Source organism: Anabaena cylindrica UHCC 0172 (assembly GCF_034931625.1).
Taxonomy (GTDB): domain Bacteria; phylum Cyanobacteriota; class Cyanobacteriia; order Cyanobacteriales; family Nostocaceae; genus Anabaena; species Anabaena cylindrica_A.
The window spans coordinates 38,766-59,170 of the sequence record NZ_JAYGGY010000007.1 but is presented as its reverse complement, the minus strand read 5'-3'; the positions used below and the strand labels follow the sequence as shown (position 1 = coordinate 59,170).

At 38.3% G+C, this 20,405-nt stretch carries 19 protein-coding genes; 6 read left to right on the top strand and 13 right to left on the bottom strand.

Translation table 11 applies throughout. The features are described 5' to 3' along the window. Positions 1-252 precede the first annotated feature (252 nt). The 7 genes from VB713_RS03610 to VB713_RS03580 form a co-directional block, all read right to left on the bottom strand. Positions 253-561 carry a P-II family nitrogen regulator gene (locus tag VB713_RS03610; protein ID WP_323310217.1) on the bottom strand — a complete coding sequence of 103 codons (309 nt, stop codon included), beginning with the start codon at positions 559-561 and terminating at the stop codon, positions 253-255. A gap of 4 nt (positions 562-565) precedes the next feature. Then, a complete protein-coding gene (locus VB713_RS03605; RefSeq protein ID WP_323310216.1) occupies positions 566-1,537 on the bottom strand; it encodes a sodium-dependent bicarbonate transport family permease in 972 nt (323 codons plus the stop codon). 192 nt (positions 1,538-1,729) lie between these two features. After that, positions 1,730-2,671 carry an alpha/beta hydrolase gene (locus VB713_RS03600; RefSeq protein WP_323310215.1) on the bottom strand — a complete coding sequence of 314 codons (942 nt, stop codon included), beginning with the start codon at positions 2,669-2,671 and terminating at the stop codon, positions 1,730-1,732. Positions 2,672-2,694: 23 nt separating this feature from the next. Continuing rightward, positions 2,695-3,519, bottom strand: coding sequence for an SDR family oxidoreductase (locus tag VB713_RS03595; protein ID WP_323310214.1), 825 nt, complete (start codon positions 3,517-3,519; stop codon positions 2,695-2,697). A gap of 300 nt (positions 3,520-3,819) precedes the next feature. Then, positions 3,820-4,488, bottom strand: a complete 669-nt coding sequence (locus tag VB713_RS03590) for a pentapeptide repeat-containing protein (protein ID WP_323310213.1) — start codon at positions 4,486-4,488, stop codon at positions 3,820-3,822. Between the two features lie 407 nt (positions 4,489-4,895). Continuing rightward, positions 4,896-5,387, bottom strand: coding sequence for a hypothetical protein (locus VB713_RS03585; protein WP_323310244.1), 492 nt, complete (start codon positions 5,385-5,387; stop codon positions 4,896-4,898). Positions 5,388-5,553: 166 nt separating this feature from the next. Continuing rightward, positions 5,554-6,981, bottom strand: a complete 1,428-nt coding sequence (locus VB713_RS03580; protein WP_323310212.1) for a sensor histidine kinase — start codon at positions 6,979-6,981, stop codon at positions 5,554-5,556. A gap of 601 nt (positions 6,982-7,582) precedes the next feature. On the opposite strand from VB713_RS03580, the gene VB713_RS03575 reads away from it, so the two are divergent. Then, positions 7,583-9,868: a hypothetical protein gene (locus tag VB713_RS03575; protein ID WP_323310211.1), complete on the top strand. Its 2,286-nt coding sequence runs from the start codon at positions 7,583-7,585 to the stop codon at positions 9,866-9,868. Between the two features lie 97 nt (positions 9,869-9,965). Next, a complete protein-coding gene (psaI, locus tag VB713_RS03570; RefSeq protein ID WP_323310210.1) occupies positions 9,966-10,106 on the top strand; it encodes a photosystem I reaction center subunit VIII in 141 nt (46 codons plus the stop codon). A 193-nt stretch (positions 10,107-10,299) separates the two neighbouring features. Here psaI and VB713_RS03565 read toward each other — a convergent pair whose 3' ends face one another. From VB713_RS03565 to VB713_RS03540, 6 genes are all read right to left on the bottom strand, one after another. Then, positions 10,300-10,419 (bottom strand): photosystem II reaction center protein J, encoded by a 120-nt coding sequence (locus VB713_RS03565; RefSeq protein WP_013190555.1) that lies wholly within the window; start codon positions 10,417-10,419, stop codon positions 10,300-10,302. A gap of 50 nt (positions 10,420-10,469) precedes the next feature. Then, the gene (locus VB713_RS03560) at positions 10,470-10,589 is read right to left on the bottom strand and encodes a photosystem II reaction center protein L (RefSeq protein ID WP_323310209.1); all 120 of its coding nucleotides are present in this window, start codon (positions 10,587-10,589) and stop codon (positions 10,470-10,472) included. A gap of 9 nt (positions 10,590-10,598) precedes the next feature. After that, positions 10,599-10,739 (bottom strand): cytochrome b559 subunit beta, encoded by a 141-nt coding sequence (gene psbF / locus VB713_RS03555; RefSeq protein WP_162399774.1) that lies wholly within the window; start codon positions 10,737-10,739, stop codon positions 10,599-10,601. 9 nt (positions 10,740-10,748) lie between these two features. Further along, positions 10,749-10,997 (bottom strand): cytochrome b559 subunit alpha, encoded by a 249-nt coding sequence (gene psbE, locus VB713_RS03550; RefSeq protein WP_323310208.1) that lies wholly within the window; start codon positions 10,995-10,997, stop codon positions 10,749-10,751. Between the two features lie 148 nt (positions 10,998-11,145). After that, complete coding sequence (locus tag VB713_RS03545; RefSeq protein WP_323310207.1) at positions 11,146-12,144, bottom strand: photosynthesis system II assembly factor Ycf48; 999 nt, start codon at positions 12,142-12,144, stop codon at positions 11,146-11,148. Between the two features lie 54 nt (positions 12,145-12,198). Further along, positions 12,199-12,543, bottom strand: a complete 345-nt coding sequence (locus tag VB713_RS03540) for a rubredoxin (protein ID WP_323310206.1) — start codon at positions 12,541-12,543, stop codon at positions 12,199-12,201. Positions 12,544-12,708: 165 nt separating this feature from the next. On the opposite strand from VB713_RS03540, the gene VB713_RS03535 reads away from it, so the two are divergent. From VB713_RS03535 to VB713_RS03520, 4 genes are all read left to right on the top strand, one after another. Continuing rightward, positions 12,709-16,611: a hypothetical protein gene (locus tag VB713_RS03535; protein WP_323310205.1), complete on the top strand. Its 3,903-nt coding sequence runs from the start codon at positions 12,709-12,711 to the stop codon at positions 16,609-16,611. 18 nt (positions 16,612-16,629) lie between these two features. Continuing rightward, the gene (locus tag VB713_RS03530; RefSeq protein WP_323310204.1) at positions 16,630-17,616 is read left to right on the top strand and encodes a hypothetical protein; all 987 of its coding nucleotides are present in this window, start codon (positions 16,630-16,632) and stop codon (positions 17,614-17,616) included. A gap of 45 nt (positions 17,617-17,661) precedes the next feature. Beyond that, entirely contained in the window at positions 17,662-18,603 is a 942-nt protein-coding gene (locus VB713_RS03525; RefSeq protein ID WP_323310203.1) for a nuclease A inhibitor family protein, read from the top strand. A gap of 250 nt (positions 18,604-18,853) precedes the next feature. Beyond that, on the top strand, positions 18,854-20,398 hold the full coding sequence (locus VB713_RS03520) for a protein kinase domain-containing protein (RefSeq protein WP_323310202.1): 1,545 nt from the start codon (positions 18,854-18,856) through the stop codon (positions 20,396-20,398). Positions 20,399-20,405 lie beyond the last annotated feature (7 nt).

The following is a 20,405-nucleotide window of genomic DNA, read 5'->3' as shown; positions in this document are numbered from 1 at the left end:
GTAATCAGATTAGTGATTTTTTTACCTGTACCCACAGAATACTATTTCCAAAAACAGAGATCCGATTTATTGGCTAATAGGGGGATGTGTAGATGGCATTTTTTATAAATCTAAATAAATAGGGTTTGCTGATAGCGTAGTGTGGCGTAAGTCAGATACCCATTTCTCAATTCAATTGTGAGCATCAATTTGATTCCAAAAAATGGGTACTTTACTCCTGACTTCTGACTTCTGACTCCTGCTATAATTTACCTAACCAACACACTTAGTTGTGTTCAATTCCATTGCATCAGAAATAAAACAAGTCCCACCAAATTTATTTAAAATCTTTCTAATTTGTACCTCCACCAACGGCAATTTTTCAGGAGCAAAGAAAGCAATAATATAAATATTATCTAGCAAGGTCATTGCTAAATCATCACTGTCTGTTCCTCCTCTACCTTTACCGGCGACATTCTTAATAACCGTATGTTCAGGGACACCAGCTTTTTCCAAAGCTTCTAAAATCTTGCCGACTTCAACATAATTAGCAAAAATTTCTAGCCGTTTAACTAACTCCATAATCTCAACTCCAAAAGATATTAATTGCGTATAAATAAAAGGGTATGCCGATGATGATGTTAAAAGGAAATGTCACAGCTAAAGCGGTAGAAACGTATAGACTAGGATTAGCTTCTGGAACAGTTAGTCGCATAGCTGCTGGAACTGCAATGTAAGAAGCACTAGCACACAACACGGAAAATAAGAGAGCATCTCCTTGTGGCATACCGATTAGTTTAGCAATAATTAAACCAACTCCGGCATTGACAATTGGTATGAGTATGGCAAACAAGATTAAGAAAACGCCGGTTTTTTGCAAATCTTTGATTCTTTTCGCCGCTAGAAGTCCCATATCTAATAAGAAGAATGTGAGGACTCCGTAAAACATATCCTGTGTAAAAGGTTTTAATGTCGTCCAACCATGTTCACCTGTGAGTAATCCCATAATCAGGCTACCAACTAGGAGAAATACGGAACTATTTAGAAATGCTTCTTGTAATACTTCCGACCAATTAAACTCTCTGTCACTTTGATCAACAGTAAATAATTTTACTAATATCAAACCAACAACAATAGCCGGAGATTCCATCAAAGCCAAGGCTGCAACCATATAACCATCAAAGCTGATATCTAATTGAGTCAGAAAAGAACTAGCCGTGATAAAGGTTACAGCACTAATTGAACCATAGGTAGCTGCGATCGCAGCGGCGTTGTAAGAGTCCAATTTTACCTTGAGAATAAAAAAAGTATAAATTGGAACAAGGCAAGCCATTAAAATCGCCGCCAGCATAGTTAAAATCACTTCCTGGCTAATACCACTTTTTACCAGTTCCACACCACCCTTAAACCCAATCGCAAATAGCAAATACAGGGAAAACAGCTTAGGAATGGGTGCAGGAATTTCCAAATCTGACTTCAGGAAAACCGCCAACATCCCCATAAAAAAAGCTAACACAGGTGGATTCAAGATGTTGGATACAATCAGGCTCACATCCATTCCCACCACTCCTATAATTTTGTGATTAAGATTCCTTTATAAGTTTGACACGAGAGTGGCAACTATCACAGGTTATAAAAATCCAATTTATTTATAATAGTTTGGTAGCGTAGGTATACTCATCATAAAATAGTGAGTTTACAATACGCTTTTAAGCACAAACCACTTTAGCAATAGACTCCCGTAGTCTTTTTAAGATGTCAACGCAGAAATTTCATTAATAAATGGAGATACAGCCGCTACGAATCCAGCAGTTGATTCATATGGTAAAACATTTCTGCCGCTGATTTTCATGCCTTGACCTTGAGGTAAACAAGCCATATAATCTGCCAAACGTTCATCAGGCGTTTCTTTTTTACCTTCCTTACTAATAGCTGATGCTGTATCTCCTAAAACAACTAATGTCGGTTGTTGAATAGAGGCAATATCAATACTATAATCCCGTTGCCAAAACCTAGCTAAAAAAGAAAATACAGCATAGCGACCACCCATATTTTTAGCATCTGCCATTAAAGTATTTAACCATTCTTCATCAACAGCTTCACTAGATGCAAAAAGTTTTTCAGTTGAGAAAGAAACTAAAAATTTGCGTGTCCGTGCATAGCGGAAAAAAGCATTTCCTAGAGGTGAATTAAAGATAGTCCAAAGCAGACTTTGTTGCCATTTAGGTGCATTTTTGGTAGTTACACTCCAAGCTGTTGGCCCAGAAAGTACAATTCCTTTAATTAGATTTGGCTCTAATTTAACTAATTCAATAGCTACTGTTGATAAAGCACCTTGCACTATTAAAATCACAGGTTGTTGTACTACTGTTTGTAAAAAATGTTGTAATTGTTTTGCCCAATCAATTGGTGTATAAGCTATAGGAGGCATATCACTTTCACCACATCCCAATAAATCAGGATTATAGATGATATTTTGATGATTAGTTTGATACCATGCATGGCAAAATCGTTGCCAAAATTGCCTTGATAATCCTACTCCAATAGGATGAATTAAAAGTAAAGGAGTACTGTCAGCAGATGAATCTATGGGTTGATGTATTTCATAAGCACAGCGATAATTCTGCCAATTATAAAACTTGGTAGGAGATGCAGTAATGCCTGGTGTATTGGCTAGGGTAAAAGGTTGCATAATGCTAAATTCAATATTTCTAGTTAAAAAGTTATTTGAGGATGAATTAACTGGTATCCTGCGTCTTTTATCTTTTGATTAGACACCCACGTATTATATGGACGGTTACTCTTGTTTGATGCATCCCAGATCACATTAGATAAATTATGTTTTGTTAGCACATTATCAATTAGTTCTCGACTGGTAAGATGTGAATCATCTACTAAATTATAAATACCTTGTAAGCGGTGGTTACGCGCAAATTCTATAGCGCCAACAATATCATCTCGGTGAATCCAATTTGTGATTTCTTCGCCATTACCGGCACGAGTTGTACCAGCTGCTCGTCCAAATATTTTCACCAATTCTCTATCAGGCCCATAAATCCCTCCCAAACGTAAGATACAAACACGGAGGTTTTCATTATCTGCTGATAGTAAAACATCTTCGGTTTTGCGAAGAATTTGAGCATTCAAATTAGGTGGTGCTGGTGGTGTTTCTTCATCTACCCAAACACCATTTCTATCTCCGTATACCGAATAACTTCCCGTATATATTAATTGATGAATGCTGGGAGAATGTCGCAGTACAGAAACTAAGGTTTTAGCAGTTTGTAGATAAGTTTCTTCATAGTTATCTGCACTTTTTGCACCTAGACTTAATATGACGACATCTTGATTTTTTAATACTGAGTTTAGAGATTCTAAATCATTACCTTGGGTGACTATAACTTTTTGAGCTACAGCTTTTAAATCAGATACACGCTCAGGAGTAGTTGTGGTTGCAGTAATGATAAAATTTTTATTTTCCTGCCAATATTGAGAAACTGCATAACCAACATAACCACAACCAATTATTGCTATATTCATGACGATCTAAACAAAAAATTAAATTACTTTCCAGATTGCATTTGCAAAAAGCGATATTACAAGAGTTTATAACTAAATGATTGTCGCTATTTTCCAGTTTAAATTTAAAAATTCAAACTTAAGTGGTTTGTTTGGAAAATTTTAGACACCTGTGAAGTAGCTTCTCTCAGAATATTTTCAAGTTTCTGTTACATATGATACCTTTTTTGGGAAATTTATTTTCTCAGGAATATTACGAAGTTTCCCATATTGCAGGTACGTCAACTTAGTTATTTATTTTTTTGATAACTAAGGTTAAGGTCAACCATGAATTGCGCCATCTGGCATAATAGCCCCAGCTAAGTTAGCACCAATCAGTTTCACGAGTAGACGCTCACCAGAACGAATTCTAGCACCTGTCAAGTCTGCACCGCGCAAATCTGCACCGCTGAGATCCGCACCAATCAAATTAGCCGAGCGTAAATTTGCTTCTCTCATATCTGCTAACAGCAGGTTAGCTCTAAACAAATTGGCTTCCGACAAATCTGCACCTCTGAGATTAACTTTGTGCATAAAAGTGTCACTGAGATTAGAACCGCTTAAATTTGCATAGCTTAGGTTTCTACCAGATAAATCTCTATTGCTTAAATTAGCGCGACTAAAATCTTTTCCACTCAAGTCTGGATTTTGATTGGGTTGTTGATAGTTTGTTTGTGGTTGTTGATAATAAGTGGAGGATGGTTTTTTTTGTTGAGTTGGTCTAGAATAATTTGCAGTTTGAGACCTATCGTTTAAAGAACGTAATTTTTCACGAGCTTCATTAAAGGCTTTGAGTTTGTCTTGAGCTTTTTGTTGTAAGCGGTGGTTGTCTTTAGGGAGGCGATCAGGATGCCAAACAAACACTAAATCTTTGTAAGCCTGGTTGATTTCTTCTAGTGTTGCTCCAGGCTCTAATTCTAAGATGTTGTAGTATCGCTCCAGTTCGCTCATACGATGTGTTGATGAAAAATCAAATAATAATTAAATTAATTATGAGTGATGTCGCTATATGTTGAGTATAACGATTCATTGAGTTGGCTTCCGCACTCATACGGGAAATTGCGAACTGACGGCTGAGGTAGAAATTTTCCTGATGGTTAATCCCAATCCCTAATGTCTTGTATTTTATAAATTTTACGTCAGTTATTTCTAAAATTCTACTATAGTTCGCTGAAATCTGGCGGTGATGCCTAGGATTACTAAAAATGTCGCTGCATTTATGATCAAATAGTGAATGAATTTAATTTTTTTGCAGCCACGGTTTTGCTCAAATTTACAAAGAGCAGATGGCAAGCCCATGAAGTATCAAATGTCGATGTCTACGGCTAACAAAGGTATCACAATATAGATGTGAAAATTCATCTTGTGACACTATTTCTCCAGCGATTGATGGCTCGGAAATATGCTCCAATCGGAATCTGATAAACTTCAATAAAAATCCAAACTATAATTGATAAATGTAACGAAAATGTGAGTAATGTCCAGATATATGGTACCCACGAAAGAGGTACATCAGGATTTGGAGGAAAATAATAAGCTCCTATGCCAATTAAGGTGGTTGGTAAAATGACAAAAGCCATTGCTGCTAATACGTAACCCCAACCTAATTCAACACCTTCTAGTTGGGCTTCTGTCCATTTAAAGCCATTCCACTGCCAAACCAGCGGAGGTTGTCTAGAAGGCATTTTGATTTGCTGTATTTCCAAATTGACGGTAAAAATTTCTTGGCAAAAGTTACAAGACATTGCTTCCATTAATGGCATAGGGGAAATTTTACCGACTCTACAAACAGGGCATGGGTAATCTTCTTGAAAATTTAAAGCTGTGGATAAAGTTTTAGAACTAGGCATAATTAAACTAATACTTCTAACAAAATTGATTTTATTCATAATAAATCAACTAAAAATCATAAATTGTCAGATTTTTCACTATTCTTTTGATTGAGTTTCCTATGGGAAATGTCTCGGTGAACTTCAATTACTAGCATCAGGAAATTTATACACAAGATAAAGAGCTTTATGTCAGGGTTTTACAAGGTATTTCAATCCAAAATTCTGCGCCTTTTCCTTCTTGGGATACATACTTCAATATTCCACCATGTTTATCAACTATAATTTGATAACTAATAGATAATCCTAAACCTTGCCCTCTACCTACAGGCTTAGTTGTAAAAAATGGATCAAATATTTGTTTACGAATAGATTCATGTATACCTGTTCCATTATCTGCAATTTTGACGATAGCTAATCCTGGGTGAACATACTTAGTCTGAATGCTTATTTTGAGTTCATTCTTGTGTTCAGGTTGGTTAAAAAATGCCTCTTGTAGAGAATCAATAGCATTACTAATTAAATGCATAAAAACTTGGTTTAAGTGGGCTGGATAGCATTCTATTGATGGAAGTTCACCATATTCTTTAATAACTTCTATTTTCGGAACATCTCCTTTTGCTTCCAGTCTATGCTGTAAAAATAATAACGTGCTATCAATACCTGTGCTTATATTCACTGATTTTTTTTCAGCTTCGTCTATCCGACAAAAGTTCCGCAGCGACAGCACAATTTCACGAATGCGCTGAGTACCAATTTTCATGGAGCTAAGGATTTTAAATAAGTCTTCATTCAAAAAAACAAAATCAATAGCATCGGTTTTCTGCTGGATCTGAGAACTGGGATGGGGATAATTTTCTCGATACAAACTTAATAAATCTAATAAATCTCTAACATTATCATCTACGTGTTTGAGATTGCCATAAATAAAGTTAGCAGGATTATTAATTTCATGGGCAATACCTGTAATCAAAGGAACTAAACTAGACATTTTTTCGGCATGAATCAGTTGTGTTTGAGTTGTTTTCAACTTATTTACAGTACTAAAAAGCTCTTTATTACTGATGCGTAGCTCATCTTCAATTATTTGGCGCTGGGCAATATTTTTTTCTAATTGTATTAAATTAATTCTCAGTTCCATTTGTGTAAGAACTTGACGACCTAATCTTCTGAGTGCTGTAATTTGTTCTGGATTCAGAATGTGTGGTTTTTGGTCAATAGCGCACAAAGTTCCCAAAGCTAAACCATCAGATGTCACTAGAGGTGTACCTGCATAAAACCGAATATTAGGGTCTTCTGTTACTAATGGATTATCATAAAACCGCCCATCTTCTAGGGCATTTGGTACTATTAATATTTCCTCTGGTTGGAGAATAGCATGGGCGCAAAATGATATATCTTTAGGAGTTTCTGTTGCTTCTAAACCAATCTTTGATTTGAACCATTGTCGATGATCATCTATTAAACTGATTAAGGCAATGGGAGTTTTACAAATATATGCGGCTAAAGCAGTTAAATCATCAAAGCCTTGTTCTTCAGCGGTATCAAGAATTTGGTATTTTTTTAGTGCTTTTAGCCTCTCTGCTTCATTGGATGGTAATGGAGCTACTTTCATTGAGTGAATATAATAATGTTGGTATTAAGTTCTGAGATATTAATCTATTGTTGCCAAAGTTATGTAGTTTTTTGGTAAATACTTACGTAGAAATATTTAGCGATTTTTGCACAAGAATGCAATTGCTGTATTTTAAAACATCCTCCTATCTTATCTGCCTGTTAATATTTTTCTTTCCTAACCACATAATTTATTTTACACGACTGTAAGGAAACATGAATTTTCCATACAGAGGATTTTAGGTAAGGCATAATTATTTGTTAGAAATACTTAATGTGGCTTCAGTAAATATAGGTAATGGATGAGAGTAAATAGTTACAATATTTTGTTTGAATGTTCTTGATTCGCCTCTAGACGCAGTTAAAACCAAGTTATCCAAGATATAGCAGTTTGCTCCCGTTAGGAGGTACAACATCTAAATTCAAACCTATACACAAAGCCAGTTTTACTCCTGACTCCTGACTGGTCACTGAGCTTGTCGAAGTGCTGACTTCTGAATTCTGCTGTAATAGTGATGCAATTACATATTGCTGAGTTAAACTTGCAAGCAAGTTAATGCAAAATATTAATTGGCGGATCTTCGGTTTGGGCATTACTCACAATGGAACACTGGCAATTTCTGATACAGAAACAGGGCGATCGCGCTTGGCAACCCCTAGAATCGCCTACTTTGCAAATTTTAGCAGGTAAATACAGGGTTTTGGCTCGTTCACACCTTTTCAATAAAGATGTAGAAGTGCGGGTAACTCACTCCTCAATTCAGGAAGTTCCCCCCAAACGGCGAATTTTTAAACGTTTGCGTCGCACTAATGCAGATGGACTTATGGCTGTAATTCCCTTTACTGAACTGAAACCGGGAATTTGGGAGTTACGATGTTCAGCCGATTTAATGACGGATATGCTTGGTAAATCCTGGCAATATAGTCTGCTGATCAAAGTCTCTCCACAAGAATATAGTAGCCAGCCAAATCTAGATAGTGGTGATGAGTTTGACAATGAACTTGAGGTATTACTGACTCAAGATGATCAAACCGAAGAAGATATAATTATTAATCAGCCTGTCAGCCCGGTTTGGTTCAAAGGTGAGACAGCAGAACAACTTTTACAAAGTTTAATAGATTTAGCTTTACCCAACTCGGAATCCTTGGGGGATGAGCAAATATTTGAGGATAGGCCACCGATATCCCCACTATCTCCACTGAAATTATCTCTGGAAAGGGACACATACATTACTGCTTGGGGAAAAACTCTGACAGTGAATGGGGATGTAGAACTGGCTCCAACGGGTGATCTGGAAGATGAAATATTATCAATAACTAGCCTTAATCAGCTACAGCTATTGATAGAATTGCGATCGCCCTCAGAATCAAAAGTCTTCACTCAAGTCAGACAACCCTTAACCAATAAAATTCTGCCTTTTACATTCAGCACCGCCATTAATATTCCCTCTGAATGTGAATCAAAGTTGATTTTGGCAGATATTAGTTTATACGGCGCAGTTACAGATGGTGGGGAAGTCATATTCTTAGCCAACCAGGCTTTCACAATTACAGCAGATGTCACAGAATTACTGACAGTTTCTTTACCAAAATCTAATCCACTAGACTTGCTATCTGAAAGCACCGAAATACAAACTCAGGCTGAGACAAAGCCAGAACAACCGGTTAGCGTTGGCTTGGAACTTTTCAATCTCGTCAAAACTCCCAATTTAGCTCAGTTTCATAGTTTAAAGTCTTCTGCCAACAAACATCTGCCACCAAAAATTAAACCAGTAATTGTGTTAGGAGGAGTTTCACCAGAATTACCGAATTTGCCTCGCATTCACAAAAATTTAATGGCGGAAGCGCTCAAATCGGAAGGTACTATCAAGACACCTGCTCAGATATCCCCAATTAATCTGGAAAAGTTGGTGATTAAACAGGTTAAAACTACTTTGCCTTTTTTGAAAAAGTTAAAACCTGTTCCAGTTCAGGAAGAAAAACCTCAAGTCCATCCGTCAGATAGCTTAGAACCGCAATTATCTGAAGTTGAAAATACATCGGCATTTTTGCCCAATTATGCAGAATATGAGGATGAATCTGCTGGATTTAGAGAAAATGCTCCTGCTCAATCTCCTACTGTATCCAATGAGGAATTAATCACAGCAAATACTCCAGAAACATCTCCCCTCATTAAAAAATGGATGCATAGCCAAGGGTATTTGGCTGAAAGTATCAATTTTGAAGCAGCAGAAGATGATCCTCATGAGTTGAATGATGAGCCACTTTTAATTCTGAATTCCGAAAATCCCTCGGTGGAGATGGATGCACAGGAAGATGATATGGAGGAAAATCTGGCTATAAATACTAGTGAAACAGGAGAGACACCTGAAGAAATAGTGCGGCCAATTCAGATTTTACCTACTGTGTTGTCCCAAGAAATAGTTTTAGATGATACATATATTAGTTTGAGCCATGAGGATGACAATCAGTTATCTGCCCAACCAGAGCAACCACTGGCAGATTTATCAAGTCCTCGTCAGGAATCTTTACCAACGCCCCAACTGTTTTTACCAAATGGTGAATTGCTGGCGGGAACGTCGATAAAAGTGCGTTTAGAATTGTCTGCGGTGTCGTCTGAGGTGGTGCTGAAGCTGTGGGTTGAAGATTATCAAACTCGCGGTTTACTAGATGGGCCTCATCTGCTGAAAGATTTGCGACCTACCCCTTGGGGAAATTGGGAAGCGATAACTCAATTAATTGTGCCTTTTGGCTGTGTGGAAATCCGTGTAGGTGCGATCGCACTCGACTTGAATACTCAACAGGAAAGTGGTAAAGTCACCGTCGTCAAAACCGTTATTCCTGCCGACTTGCCAAATATAGAACTAGATGACTTACTGGGAATGTAAATGGCTGTGTTAAAAATCTTGATAATTTGCAAAAATAAGCAGAATTTTGCAGTAAGCTCTTTTTGAATTGTAGTGTGACTTCAGAGGACTTTTTACTATGTCAAGTTCATTTTTGCCCTCTATCCTGGCCTATTCTTCATTCTTGCCTTCTATTTTCGTACCTATGACTGGTCTAGTTTTACCAGCTGTAGTCTTCGCATTTTTCTTTTCATATATTGAAAGTGAAGATATAGCCTAGATTAGGTACTGAGAACTGGGGACTGGGGATTAGGGATTAGGGATGAGGAAGATGGGAAATTCATTTTTCCAATTACCAATTACCAATCACCAATTACCAATCACCATTTTTAATTGAAAAACCGCCTATCTCGTTGAGAAGGGCGGTTTTTTTTGATGTCGGTTTTTAACCAAAAATTCGGTTAAGGTTCACATTACAGTGAAGAACCGATTCCAGCGTAGGCTCCATAAAAGAAAATACCTACAACAGTAATGACACCTAAACCTGCAATCGTAGCGACGACCCACAGGGGAATTCTTCCACTTCCTGACACAGTTTTCTCCTCCCTTAAAAATCAACAGAATTTAGCAGTCACGATTCCAGTTAGTTAAAGAAGTAACTGGAAAATAGAATTCCTAGCACGAAAATCAGTAGTAGTCCTAAGTACAGAGAGGTACGGTTTAATTCAACAGGTTGTTGATTAGGATTAGGCTGTCTTTCCATAATTTACTCCTAACGTTGTATGAATTGCATTGCGGCGATCGCTCCTAAAAAGAAGACAGTTGGCACTCCTAGAGTGTGAACTGCAAGCCATCTGACCGTAAAAATTGGATAGGTAACTGGTTGATTATTGATGTTATTGCCGCTAGTCATGATTTCAAATTACTTTCCGATAAATGTTTCTACTTGCTTTTTAGCTTCATAACGGTTGCTGACGATAGGCACTTCTTGACGCACCTGTGTGAAATAATCATTGGGACGGGGTGTGCCAAATACATCATAAGCCAGTCCAGTGCTGACAAATAGCCAACCAGCAACAAATAAAGCTGGAATGGTGATGCTGTGGATTACCCAGTAACGAATGCTGGTGATAATATCCGAAAACGGACGTTCTCCGGTGGTACCTGACATTTAGATCACTACCTTCTCAAAAACTACTATTGAGTTTATTATCCTACAAAGTTTAAAAAGAGTTACAACTTGCAACGTTCTTCTCAGAAATCTTTTTTAGTACTGAGTACTGAGTAGTTAGTACTCAGAACTCAGCACTCGCTACTGTTTAAGCTTCTTTGGGGTTGTATTTTAGCAAAATGCCGTGATCGCCAATAATAAAGCCTTGTTCAGGGTTAAAAAACACTATTTTATACAAGTTAGCGGCGACTCCTTCCACTTCACGGTCTTTTTCCCAGGTTTTGCCACCATCGGTACTGCGTAGTAGATTACCGCTACCACCACCAATCCAAATTTCATTGGGTGTGCGATATGCCAAATCTAGTAAACCCCAGCTAGTGGATAACTCTGGATATTGTACATCTAGCCATTCATCTGATTTGGTCAAATCGCTAAATTGAACTTGACCACCCCGTGCTAATAACCATAGTTGGCCATTATCAGCAAAGCCCATATTTTCTACTCGTCTAGAACTGAGACGGTTATGGGGTTCCCACTCGGCTTGTCCTGGTTCCCAGACTGAGTAAAAACTTCCTTTAGCCGAAACAGCAATATACTTACCATCAGGCGATCGCTCTAAGTTCCGCACCACACCAACTGCTGCTTCGACTTGAGCTTTCCAGTTTTTACCACCATCTGTAGTTTTATAGATAGCACCGACATCAGTAGCCATTTCTGCTGTATTTTCAGCCAAAGCTGCGATCGTAATTGGGCTACCTGGTAACTTCTCGGTTAAGGGAATACGTGACCAAGACTTGCCTTCATCCGTAGTATGCAGCAACAGCGAAGGTTCTCCGGCAATCCAGCCTTCATTGCCACTAAAACTGACTGAAGTAAAGCGATACCTTTCATCATCCAATTCCAGTTTTAGAGGTTGCCAAGTATCTCCACTATCATTAGTTTCCAATAAAGTGGCATTACTACCGACTAAATAACCATGCTGGGGATTACCAGTAAAGCCTATATCAAAGAGTTTTGACTCTGTTGGCACATTAATAACTTGCCAAGGATTATAGCTAATAGAGGGAATTTTGCTACAGCCGATACAAGCGATGACTACTATTAACGCGGCAAATATTCGTTGCCAACTTCTTACAATTGAATGCATCAGTATTTCTTAGTGATTTGTAAATTTTTGTAGAATGTCTATAAAAACCGGGTCTTATTGTAAGCCGTAAAGACTAATAAAAAACAAGAATCCAAGCGCCAAAGCACCGAAAATCAAAATGTTCTTTTGGGTTGGTGTCAGCGTATTAACACCTAGACCGTAACCTAAATTTTCTTTGAAACCAGATGCTGTACCCGCAGGCCCAATGTTAGCGAAAGCTACCTTTTTGGCATTACAAACTGGACAGCGCCAATTTGCCGGTAATTCTGCGAATACTGTGCCAGCATGAATATCACTTTTGTCGTCTCCTTTTTCCGGTTCATAAACATAACCGCAAGAGCGACACTCGTATCTATCTAACACTGGAGTTTCAATAGCTTCTTCAGCTTGTTCGCTCATGGCTATAGCCTCCCAGAAGGAAATCTTAAATATACGTTACAAATTATGACATATTTGTTAGGCTTTTCTATCGCCTACTAATTTGATATGTCTACTCTCATTCACGATCGCGTTGAAGCAGCACCTAAAGCGATAACAAACAGGATAAAATCACCTTGATCTTCAATGGTGAACTGGGGTGGGATGATGGAATTGTTGCGATCGCTCACTATTTCCGATTTAGAACCATTTTTAGCTGACCCGACACAGCTTAATACTCAATCCGTCGCCTTACAACTAGCAGTGGCCAGTTATTCCCAAACGCCACGCCCTTTGCTAGAAGTCTTAGTTAATAGTCCCCATGCGATCGTTTCCGAAGCCGCACAATTGCACATCAACTGGGCAGGAGAAATCAGTGAAAATGGTCAGAATGCCGTTGAAGAAGTCTTAAAGTCGCGCTATTTGGGGCAAAATGACAAATTAGCAGTCGAACTACTCAAAATCGCCCCTGTTCCCCCCTGCTTCCTCAGTGAGTGGGTTCCTAGTCAATATCTGATTCAAGCCCTCAGCAACCCCTATTTACCGCCACGATATTACCTCAAGTGGCTGGAACGCTTGGCACAAGAACCAACTCTAGAACCACGTTTACAAGTCGCAGAAGATCCTCAAACCCCGTTGGTGTTATTAGAATCCTTAGCGGGAGATTTGGAGTTAGCTATTCGTCTCTCTGTGTCATATAATCCCAGTTGTCCGCCGGAGTTAGTGCGCTTAGTGCAAGAACAGCATGAGATAGCGCGTGATTGCGATACAGATGTAGAACAGTTAGCAAATTTAGCGCAAAGTCGTTGGGATTGGATACGTTTAGTGGTGGCACAAAATCCCTCAACGTCTCAAGAAACTCTGTTGGCTTTGGCAGCGGATAAAGTCTTGAAAATTCGGTTGGCTGTGGCGAAAAATTCCGTTACTTCAGCCCAGGTTTTGGCGGTATTAGCAGCATCTGATCAGGAAATTCAAGCTGCGGTGGCGGCACATGAAAATGCTACTGAAGAGATTTTACATCGTTTGTTTGCGACACAACAGGGAATTATTAAAAATCGTTCCTATTTACCAGTAAGTATTTTAGAGCAGATTTTTAATAAAGTGGGAACAAGCAATGATCAGCGCCATTTCTTTTTCAAACAACCGAATACACCCACTTGGATTTTAGAACGATTTGCAGATGTGGATGTGGAAGCTATCAGACAAGAAAAAGCTGCACGCCGTCCTCATAAACCAGAATTAATAGAGAAATGGACGGCAGAGGCTTTAGACTTTCTGGTAGATATTGCTAAACATCCGCAAGTTTCTGAAGAGATTTTAGAAAAGTTCGCACAGTATCCTAATAAAAATGTGCAGTTGGCTGTGGCTCAGAATACCAAAGCACCTGAAGAACTGAGATTGCAATTATTAGCAGATTTAGTAACTAATTCAAGCACTCGCATTAAAGTTAAGATTGCAGAAGATGCTAACACTCCGATCACGATTTTGGAACAATTAGCAGGAGAACTATTTTCGCATCGCCAAAAAATTCTAGAAATCAGTCAAACCATTCCCAATTTTTCTCTTACTCTGCTTGATACAGTTATTGACTTTTTCAACCGTTATCAATCTTCAGAGCAAATTCTATTTTGGCTTAGACAAGATGCAGCATTTCGAGAGCCTATCTTACGAGATTGGGATGAGTTGATCAATGCTCTTGATGAACAACAAAAACAGCAAATTACGGCAATTGGTGGCGCAATGCTACCCGCAATTGGTTTAAATGGTGGTATTCCCTCTCCAGATCGTGTGTGGCTTAAGGGGAGTCCTTTTGATGCAGAGGATAAGATTTCGTCTAATTATCTTCTCTATGGCTTGATACTAATTATTGGAATGTCGGATAACAGTCATCAGTCTACAGAAGTTGTTGTTGGTTTGCTTGGTAATCATTCTACACCTGATGATTTGCGCGATCGCTTATGGCAAAAATATAGAAAAGAACCGGATAGTTTAAATCGCTATTCTGATGATGCTTCACTGCGATTAGCTCTTGGTTATAATTCAGCAGTTCCTGAAATAGAGCGGTTTGAATATTTACAGCAAGCCGTTTCTTCTCCGTGGACAAACATTCAGGAAGCTATTGCTAAACATCCCGATACACCAGTAGCAATTCTAGAACAGATCGCTCAAAAAGGAATCGGCGGATTACAGAAAATTGTTAAAAATCCCAATGCTCCTGTTCATCTTCTTGAGCAAGCTGTTGAGCAAATCGAAACTTCTTCTCGACTGTCTCACACCTTAGTCGATGTTGCAAAAAATCCCAATACACCTATTGATTTATTAAAACAACTGGCTTTCAATAAAGGTAACAATGGAGTCAGTCAAGCTGTTCTAAAAAATCCTCATCTTGATCAATTAACTAAATATAAAATTCAAATAGAGCTAGAAGAAAGAGAAGAAACTTCACAAGCGAATCAACTTCTTGCCAATCGTCCTCACAGTTCCTATGCTTTAGCCCAAGTTCTTGAAACCGGAGATAAAAACGCTAAAATTATCGCAGCCGGTAGCAATAAAACTCCAATTCCCATCTTAGAACGACTAGCAAAAGATAGTGATGCCACAATTCGTCAAGTTGTCTGTCAAAATCCTAACTTACCGCTTCCTATTCTCTTGAATCTCACCCAAGATGAGAATTTGAACGTGCGCTTGATTTTGGTGCGTCATCGTTCCAGTCAAATAGAAATTTTAAAACGATTAGCTCAAGATAAATCAGAATTAGTTAGAGCAGAAGTTGCAGGAAATAAAAATACTCCCCCAGATATTCTGAGAGGGTTTGTTGAAGATAGCGATCGTAACGTTAAAATCAGCGCCCTTAAAAATCCCAACTTACCTGGTGAACTTTTATCACAAGCCATGTCGCAAATTCAAAATGAAAATGCAATAGAGTCGATTCTTCGAGGACAGGCTGTAACGGGTAAGCGCAATTCTCAAATGCCTGCGGATGTTTTAGAACAACTATCCCGCCATCCCAAAGACGCAATTCGTTATTTAGTTGCAACCTATAGCACAGCATCAACTGCAACACTTGAGCGATTAGCCTTCGATAAATACGAATTAGTTCGTAATACCGTTGCAGGAAATCCCAATACACCTCCAAATATACTGATTGAGATGGCGAGGTACGATGCACTCACAACTAGTGTTGGATGTTACCACAGCGTTTCTCACCAAATTGCTGTGCGTCATGATGCGCCGCCAGAATTACTAGAATTTATTGCCCGTATACCGGAATCTCGACTAAGAGCAGTAGTAGCTGCAAATGCAAATACGCCTTCAAGTGCCTTGAAATGGTTAGCAGAAAACGAAGTTGATGAGTCTGTTTTATGCGTTATTGTGCAACATCAAAACATGATACTTAACATCTGGATGGAATTGGCAAGACATGAGTCAGTACGTGTTAGGGAAGCCGTTGCATCTCAAAGCCATTGCCCATCGGAGATTCTGACAATACTTGTAGATGATTCCACACAAGAAGTTCAACAAAAAGTGGCTGCAAATTCTAATACTCCTATTCATATTGTCGAACGTTTTTCACAAGACGATAATCCAGCAATTCGCACTGCTGTGGCTAGTAATCCTCATCTACCTGAAACAATACTGACACAATTGGCAAACGATCAAAAAGTCGAAGTCCGCCGCGCAGTTGCTCAAAACCCCAACACTCCTGCACCCATCCGCAAAACCCTCCGCGATTTAGTTGTCCAACCCATCACCACCCGCCAAGCCAGTCCTACCTTACGCGGTTTGAGCCGCATCTATAACCCCGAAACGGATGATTTAGAGACAGTATTATCGGAGTATGTAGAGTCCGATGTTCCTTTTGTGCGTTTGGTGGCTTTATTGCATCCTCTAACTTCTGCTAATGTCTTGCAACAGGCAGCGCAATCAGCTTCTTGGCTAGAACGTTATGCAGTGGCTGATAATCCCGCCACACCAACAGAAATTAAACAACAGCTTACCGAAGATAGCAATCAAATTGTCAGAGCAGTGGCTAGAGCAAGTTTAAATTAATGATAAAAGGAGAAATAAATGAAACCTGAAACTGAGCAACGACTAGGGACGCTGGAAGTCCTTTTGGAAAAAGAAATACGCTATTCTCTTCCATGTCATGAAGATAGTGCAACTTTACAACCCTATGCTTGGGATGCAACTATAAAAGGTCAATTCACGCCCTTAAATCTAATCAAATCTGAAGGTTGGATCATAGAAACTGACCCAGAAGTTGCTTTTGAAAATTGGCTGTGGCCAGAACAAAATGGTTTAGCATCGAGTCTTATCTATGTTTACCATAAAGATCCAGAAAAATTTCTACTAGATGAACCTAGTAAAAATAAAAGATATCAACAATATTTTAAGTTACTACGTTTATTAAAAGAGAGAATTAAGGATTTACAGGCTTTTACTTTCAGCTATAACTCTCATTATTTCCTATCCGTTATTGTGGGGAGAGTTCCTGATAGTGAACGCTGGATTTGTCTTTCTTCAACTGTTCCCCAAGAAACACCTAAATTTATTAATAACCTTATTTACTGTTCGCCATACAAAGAAGAAAAACAATTTAATTTAGAATTAGAAAAATTGTCAAAGATTGAGAGGAAAATTAATAACATTCTTAAAGAGTTAGGCAATATCAGAATATATGGCTACTATAATGGTGGTTATCATCATATTCATCATCACAGTATCATTTTGGCATCGGGAGATAGTCAAGAAGAAGCAATTAACAATGCTTTGTTAACATCTGGCTTAGTTGAAATTTATAAAGTTAAAAAATTTATGATTCAAGGAAATGGAGGTTGGGGCTTTTCTATTCGTGATAGAGATTTTGATAAAGATAATGTTAACAACTTAATCAAATTCCTACATACTATGTTTCCTAAATTGTTACTTTATCGCTTTTGTTTTTGGGATTACGAACATCTTTATATTTTAGGAGAAACAGACAATTCCCAACAGGATAGTTCCGCGTCCTGGGTTGGAGTTGCTATTCACAGTCAATTTACCTACAATCCTTAACTCTATCGTCTACAAGCAATTTTTATATAACAGGAAGAATATAAAATGAAACCTGAAACAGAACAGACAATTGGAACTTTAAAGCTTTTACTAAAACAACGACCCTATATTCATTTACCAGAACATGAAGGTGATATTTATCCTTTTGTATGGGATAAAAATACCCAAGGAGATTTTAATGCCTTTAATGTTTGTTTGTCTAACAATTGGTTCAAATTAACTGATGCTGATGTGAGCATAACGAGGTTGGAAGGGCTAAAATATGCAAAATGTTTTAATGATTTTTCTTTGAATCAAGAGCAAATTGAGGCTTGGGAAAATAGGATAGAGTTATTATGGCAAGTTATTTCTAATAATTTAGATAATCTAGAAGCTTATGTTTTGAATTTAAATTCTTATTGGGATAAATATCCTGGGATTATAATTGGACAGACAAAAGATAAAAATTGGGTGGCGATCGCACCAACGGTTTATGTAGAAACATATATTCCTCAAGAAGTGATTTCTCGCTCTTCTATTGCTAAAGCACCAGTAATGAAGGTTTCAGGATTTGATAGTTCTAATCTGGAAACACAACTTAAAAAATGCGTTAAAGATTTAGGTTCTATTTCCATGAGTGGCGATTTTGCTGGCGATTACAGTTATTCATATACACATCAAATTGTTTATTCTCTAGCTACAAGTAAGGAGTTAGCGATGGAGCAGGTTTTGCAAAAATCAGGAATGCTAGAGATTGGTAAATTTAGCGGTTTTTATAAAGATCGTGAATACTTTGATGAATGGTTTTGCGATGATTATGTTAATAAACTTAACAAAAAATATAATCAAGTAAATCAAATGAATCAATTTTTTGAACAGAAGTTTGATCAAGCTTTTATGTATCGCATTAGTTCTTGGGAAGAAGAAAATATTTATATTGTTGGTGAGAGTAATGATGGGGACTATGTAGGACTTTATATCAAGAGTTCTTTTGTGTGTAATCCTTGATTACTTCAGGGTATTTTATATTTTAGGAGAGACAGATGATTCCCAATAGGATAGTTCCCATTCACAATTAATTTACTAGGACTAGCCCTTTCAAAGTGACTAATGGAAATACGTCAATTCATTACTATCATTTTGAATCTGCCGCTCATATTTTGGGTTTTTTGAAGATTGAAACAAGCAATCTTCGTTCCAAATTTCAACACCCTAGCCAATATCTGATTCAATCCCTCAGCAACCCCTATTTACTATTATGGACGGATCATTGCATCAACTAGGTGACGCAATCATTGATGCTACAAAGCAGCCTCCTTGTAATCGTTATCGCATTATTAATATATTGGGTGAAGGAAATAGCGGTATCACCTATGCAGCAGAAGACATAACGCAGCCTGGTGTGATCGTAGCAATAAAAGTTATCTCTTTTCAGCAAACACAAGACTGGAAAGTGTTGGAGTTATTTGAGCGCGAGGCTAAGGTACTAGAAAAACTCCAGCATCGAGGAATACCACGTTATCTCAATTATTTTCAGATCGATACTCAAAGCGATCGCCGATTTTACATTGTGCAAGAATTGGCGAAAGGGCAATCTTTGGCTGCATGGATAGAACAGGGATGGCGTACTAATGAAACAGGCATCAAGCAAATTGCTAGGCAAATATTAGCTATTCTGGTTTATCTGCAACGGTTAGATCCGCAGGTGATTCATCGTGATATTAAACCGCAAAATATCATTCGTCATGAAGATGGCTCACTGTATTTAGTAGACTTTGGTGCAGTGCGAGATACTTACTACAGTACTTTAATGCGAGGTAGTACAGTTGTTGGGACCTATGGTTACATGGCTCCTGAACAGTTTCTTGGACAAGCAGTACCAGCAACAGACTTGTACGGATTGGGAGCAACACTACTATTTTTATTGACTCATCGATCGCCAGCAGAATTACCCCAGGACGGTTTATCTATAGATTTCCGCGATCATGTTCAAGTTTCCGATGCTTTTGCCGATTGGTTAGAGAAACTTTTAGAACCTGATGCTAAGGATCGCTTTCCTTCAGCTGAAGCAGCTTTATTAGCCTTAAGACAGCCAACAAAAGTAGTTCAAGAAACAAGCCAACTCTCGTCCCAGGCTGCTGTCATTGCCTTAATTATCGGCACATTTGCGGCAATTGGGCTAGGTAATGCTTTTAAATGGAAAGTCTGGAGTAGTTTTGGTCTAGCACCGGGCGATATTTGTGAAAATATCGGTATTGTCCAAAACTATCTTCAGCAAGGTGGCAACCCTAATCTTCGCATCAAGTATCGCCGCCAAGTGTTGAGTTGGGATGGGGGTAGTCAATGGCCTTTATTATTTTGTGTCTCTTCCCTTGCGAGTGCAGAACTACTGCTTCAGTATGGAGCTGATCCCAATACTGTAGAGTTAGGTGAACCAATTTTATATAAAGCAGCATTTGAGAACAACATTGATTTCATGAAATTGCTATTGAAATACGGTGCAAATCCCAATAGCAAACTTTATACAAAAAACACTAATGGACACTTGTACAAGGAAGAACCGATACTGAATCAAGTCATTTTGAACAGTCAACAGGAAGTTGCCGAATTTTTAATTAACAATGGTGCTGATATCAACGCCAAAGACAGCAAGGGCAATACAGCATTAGATATAGCAACCATGCGTTATGAAGTCAAAATTGCTCTCATGCTGTTAGAAAAAGGTGCGATCGCTAACCGTGAGTCTGATTCTGAGCGCCTTCGTGATTGGCAGCAAGAACTCAACAACCGAAATAATAAATAGGGAGCAA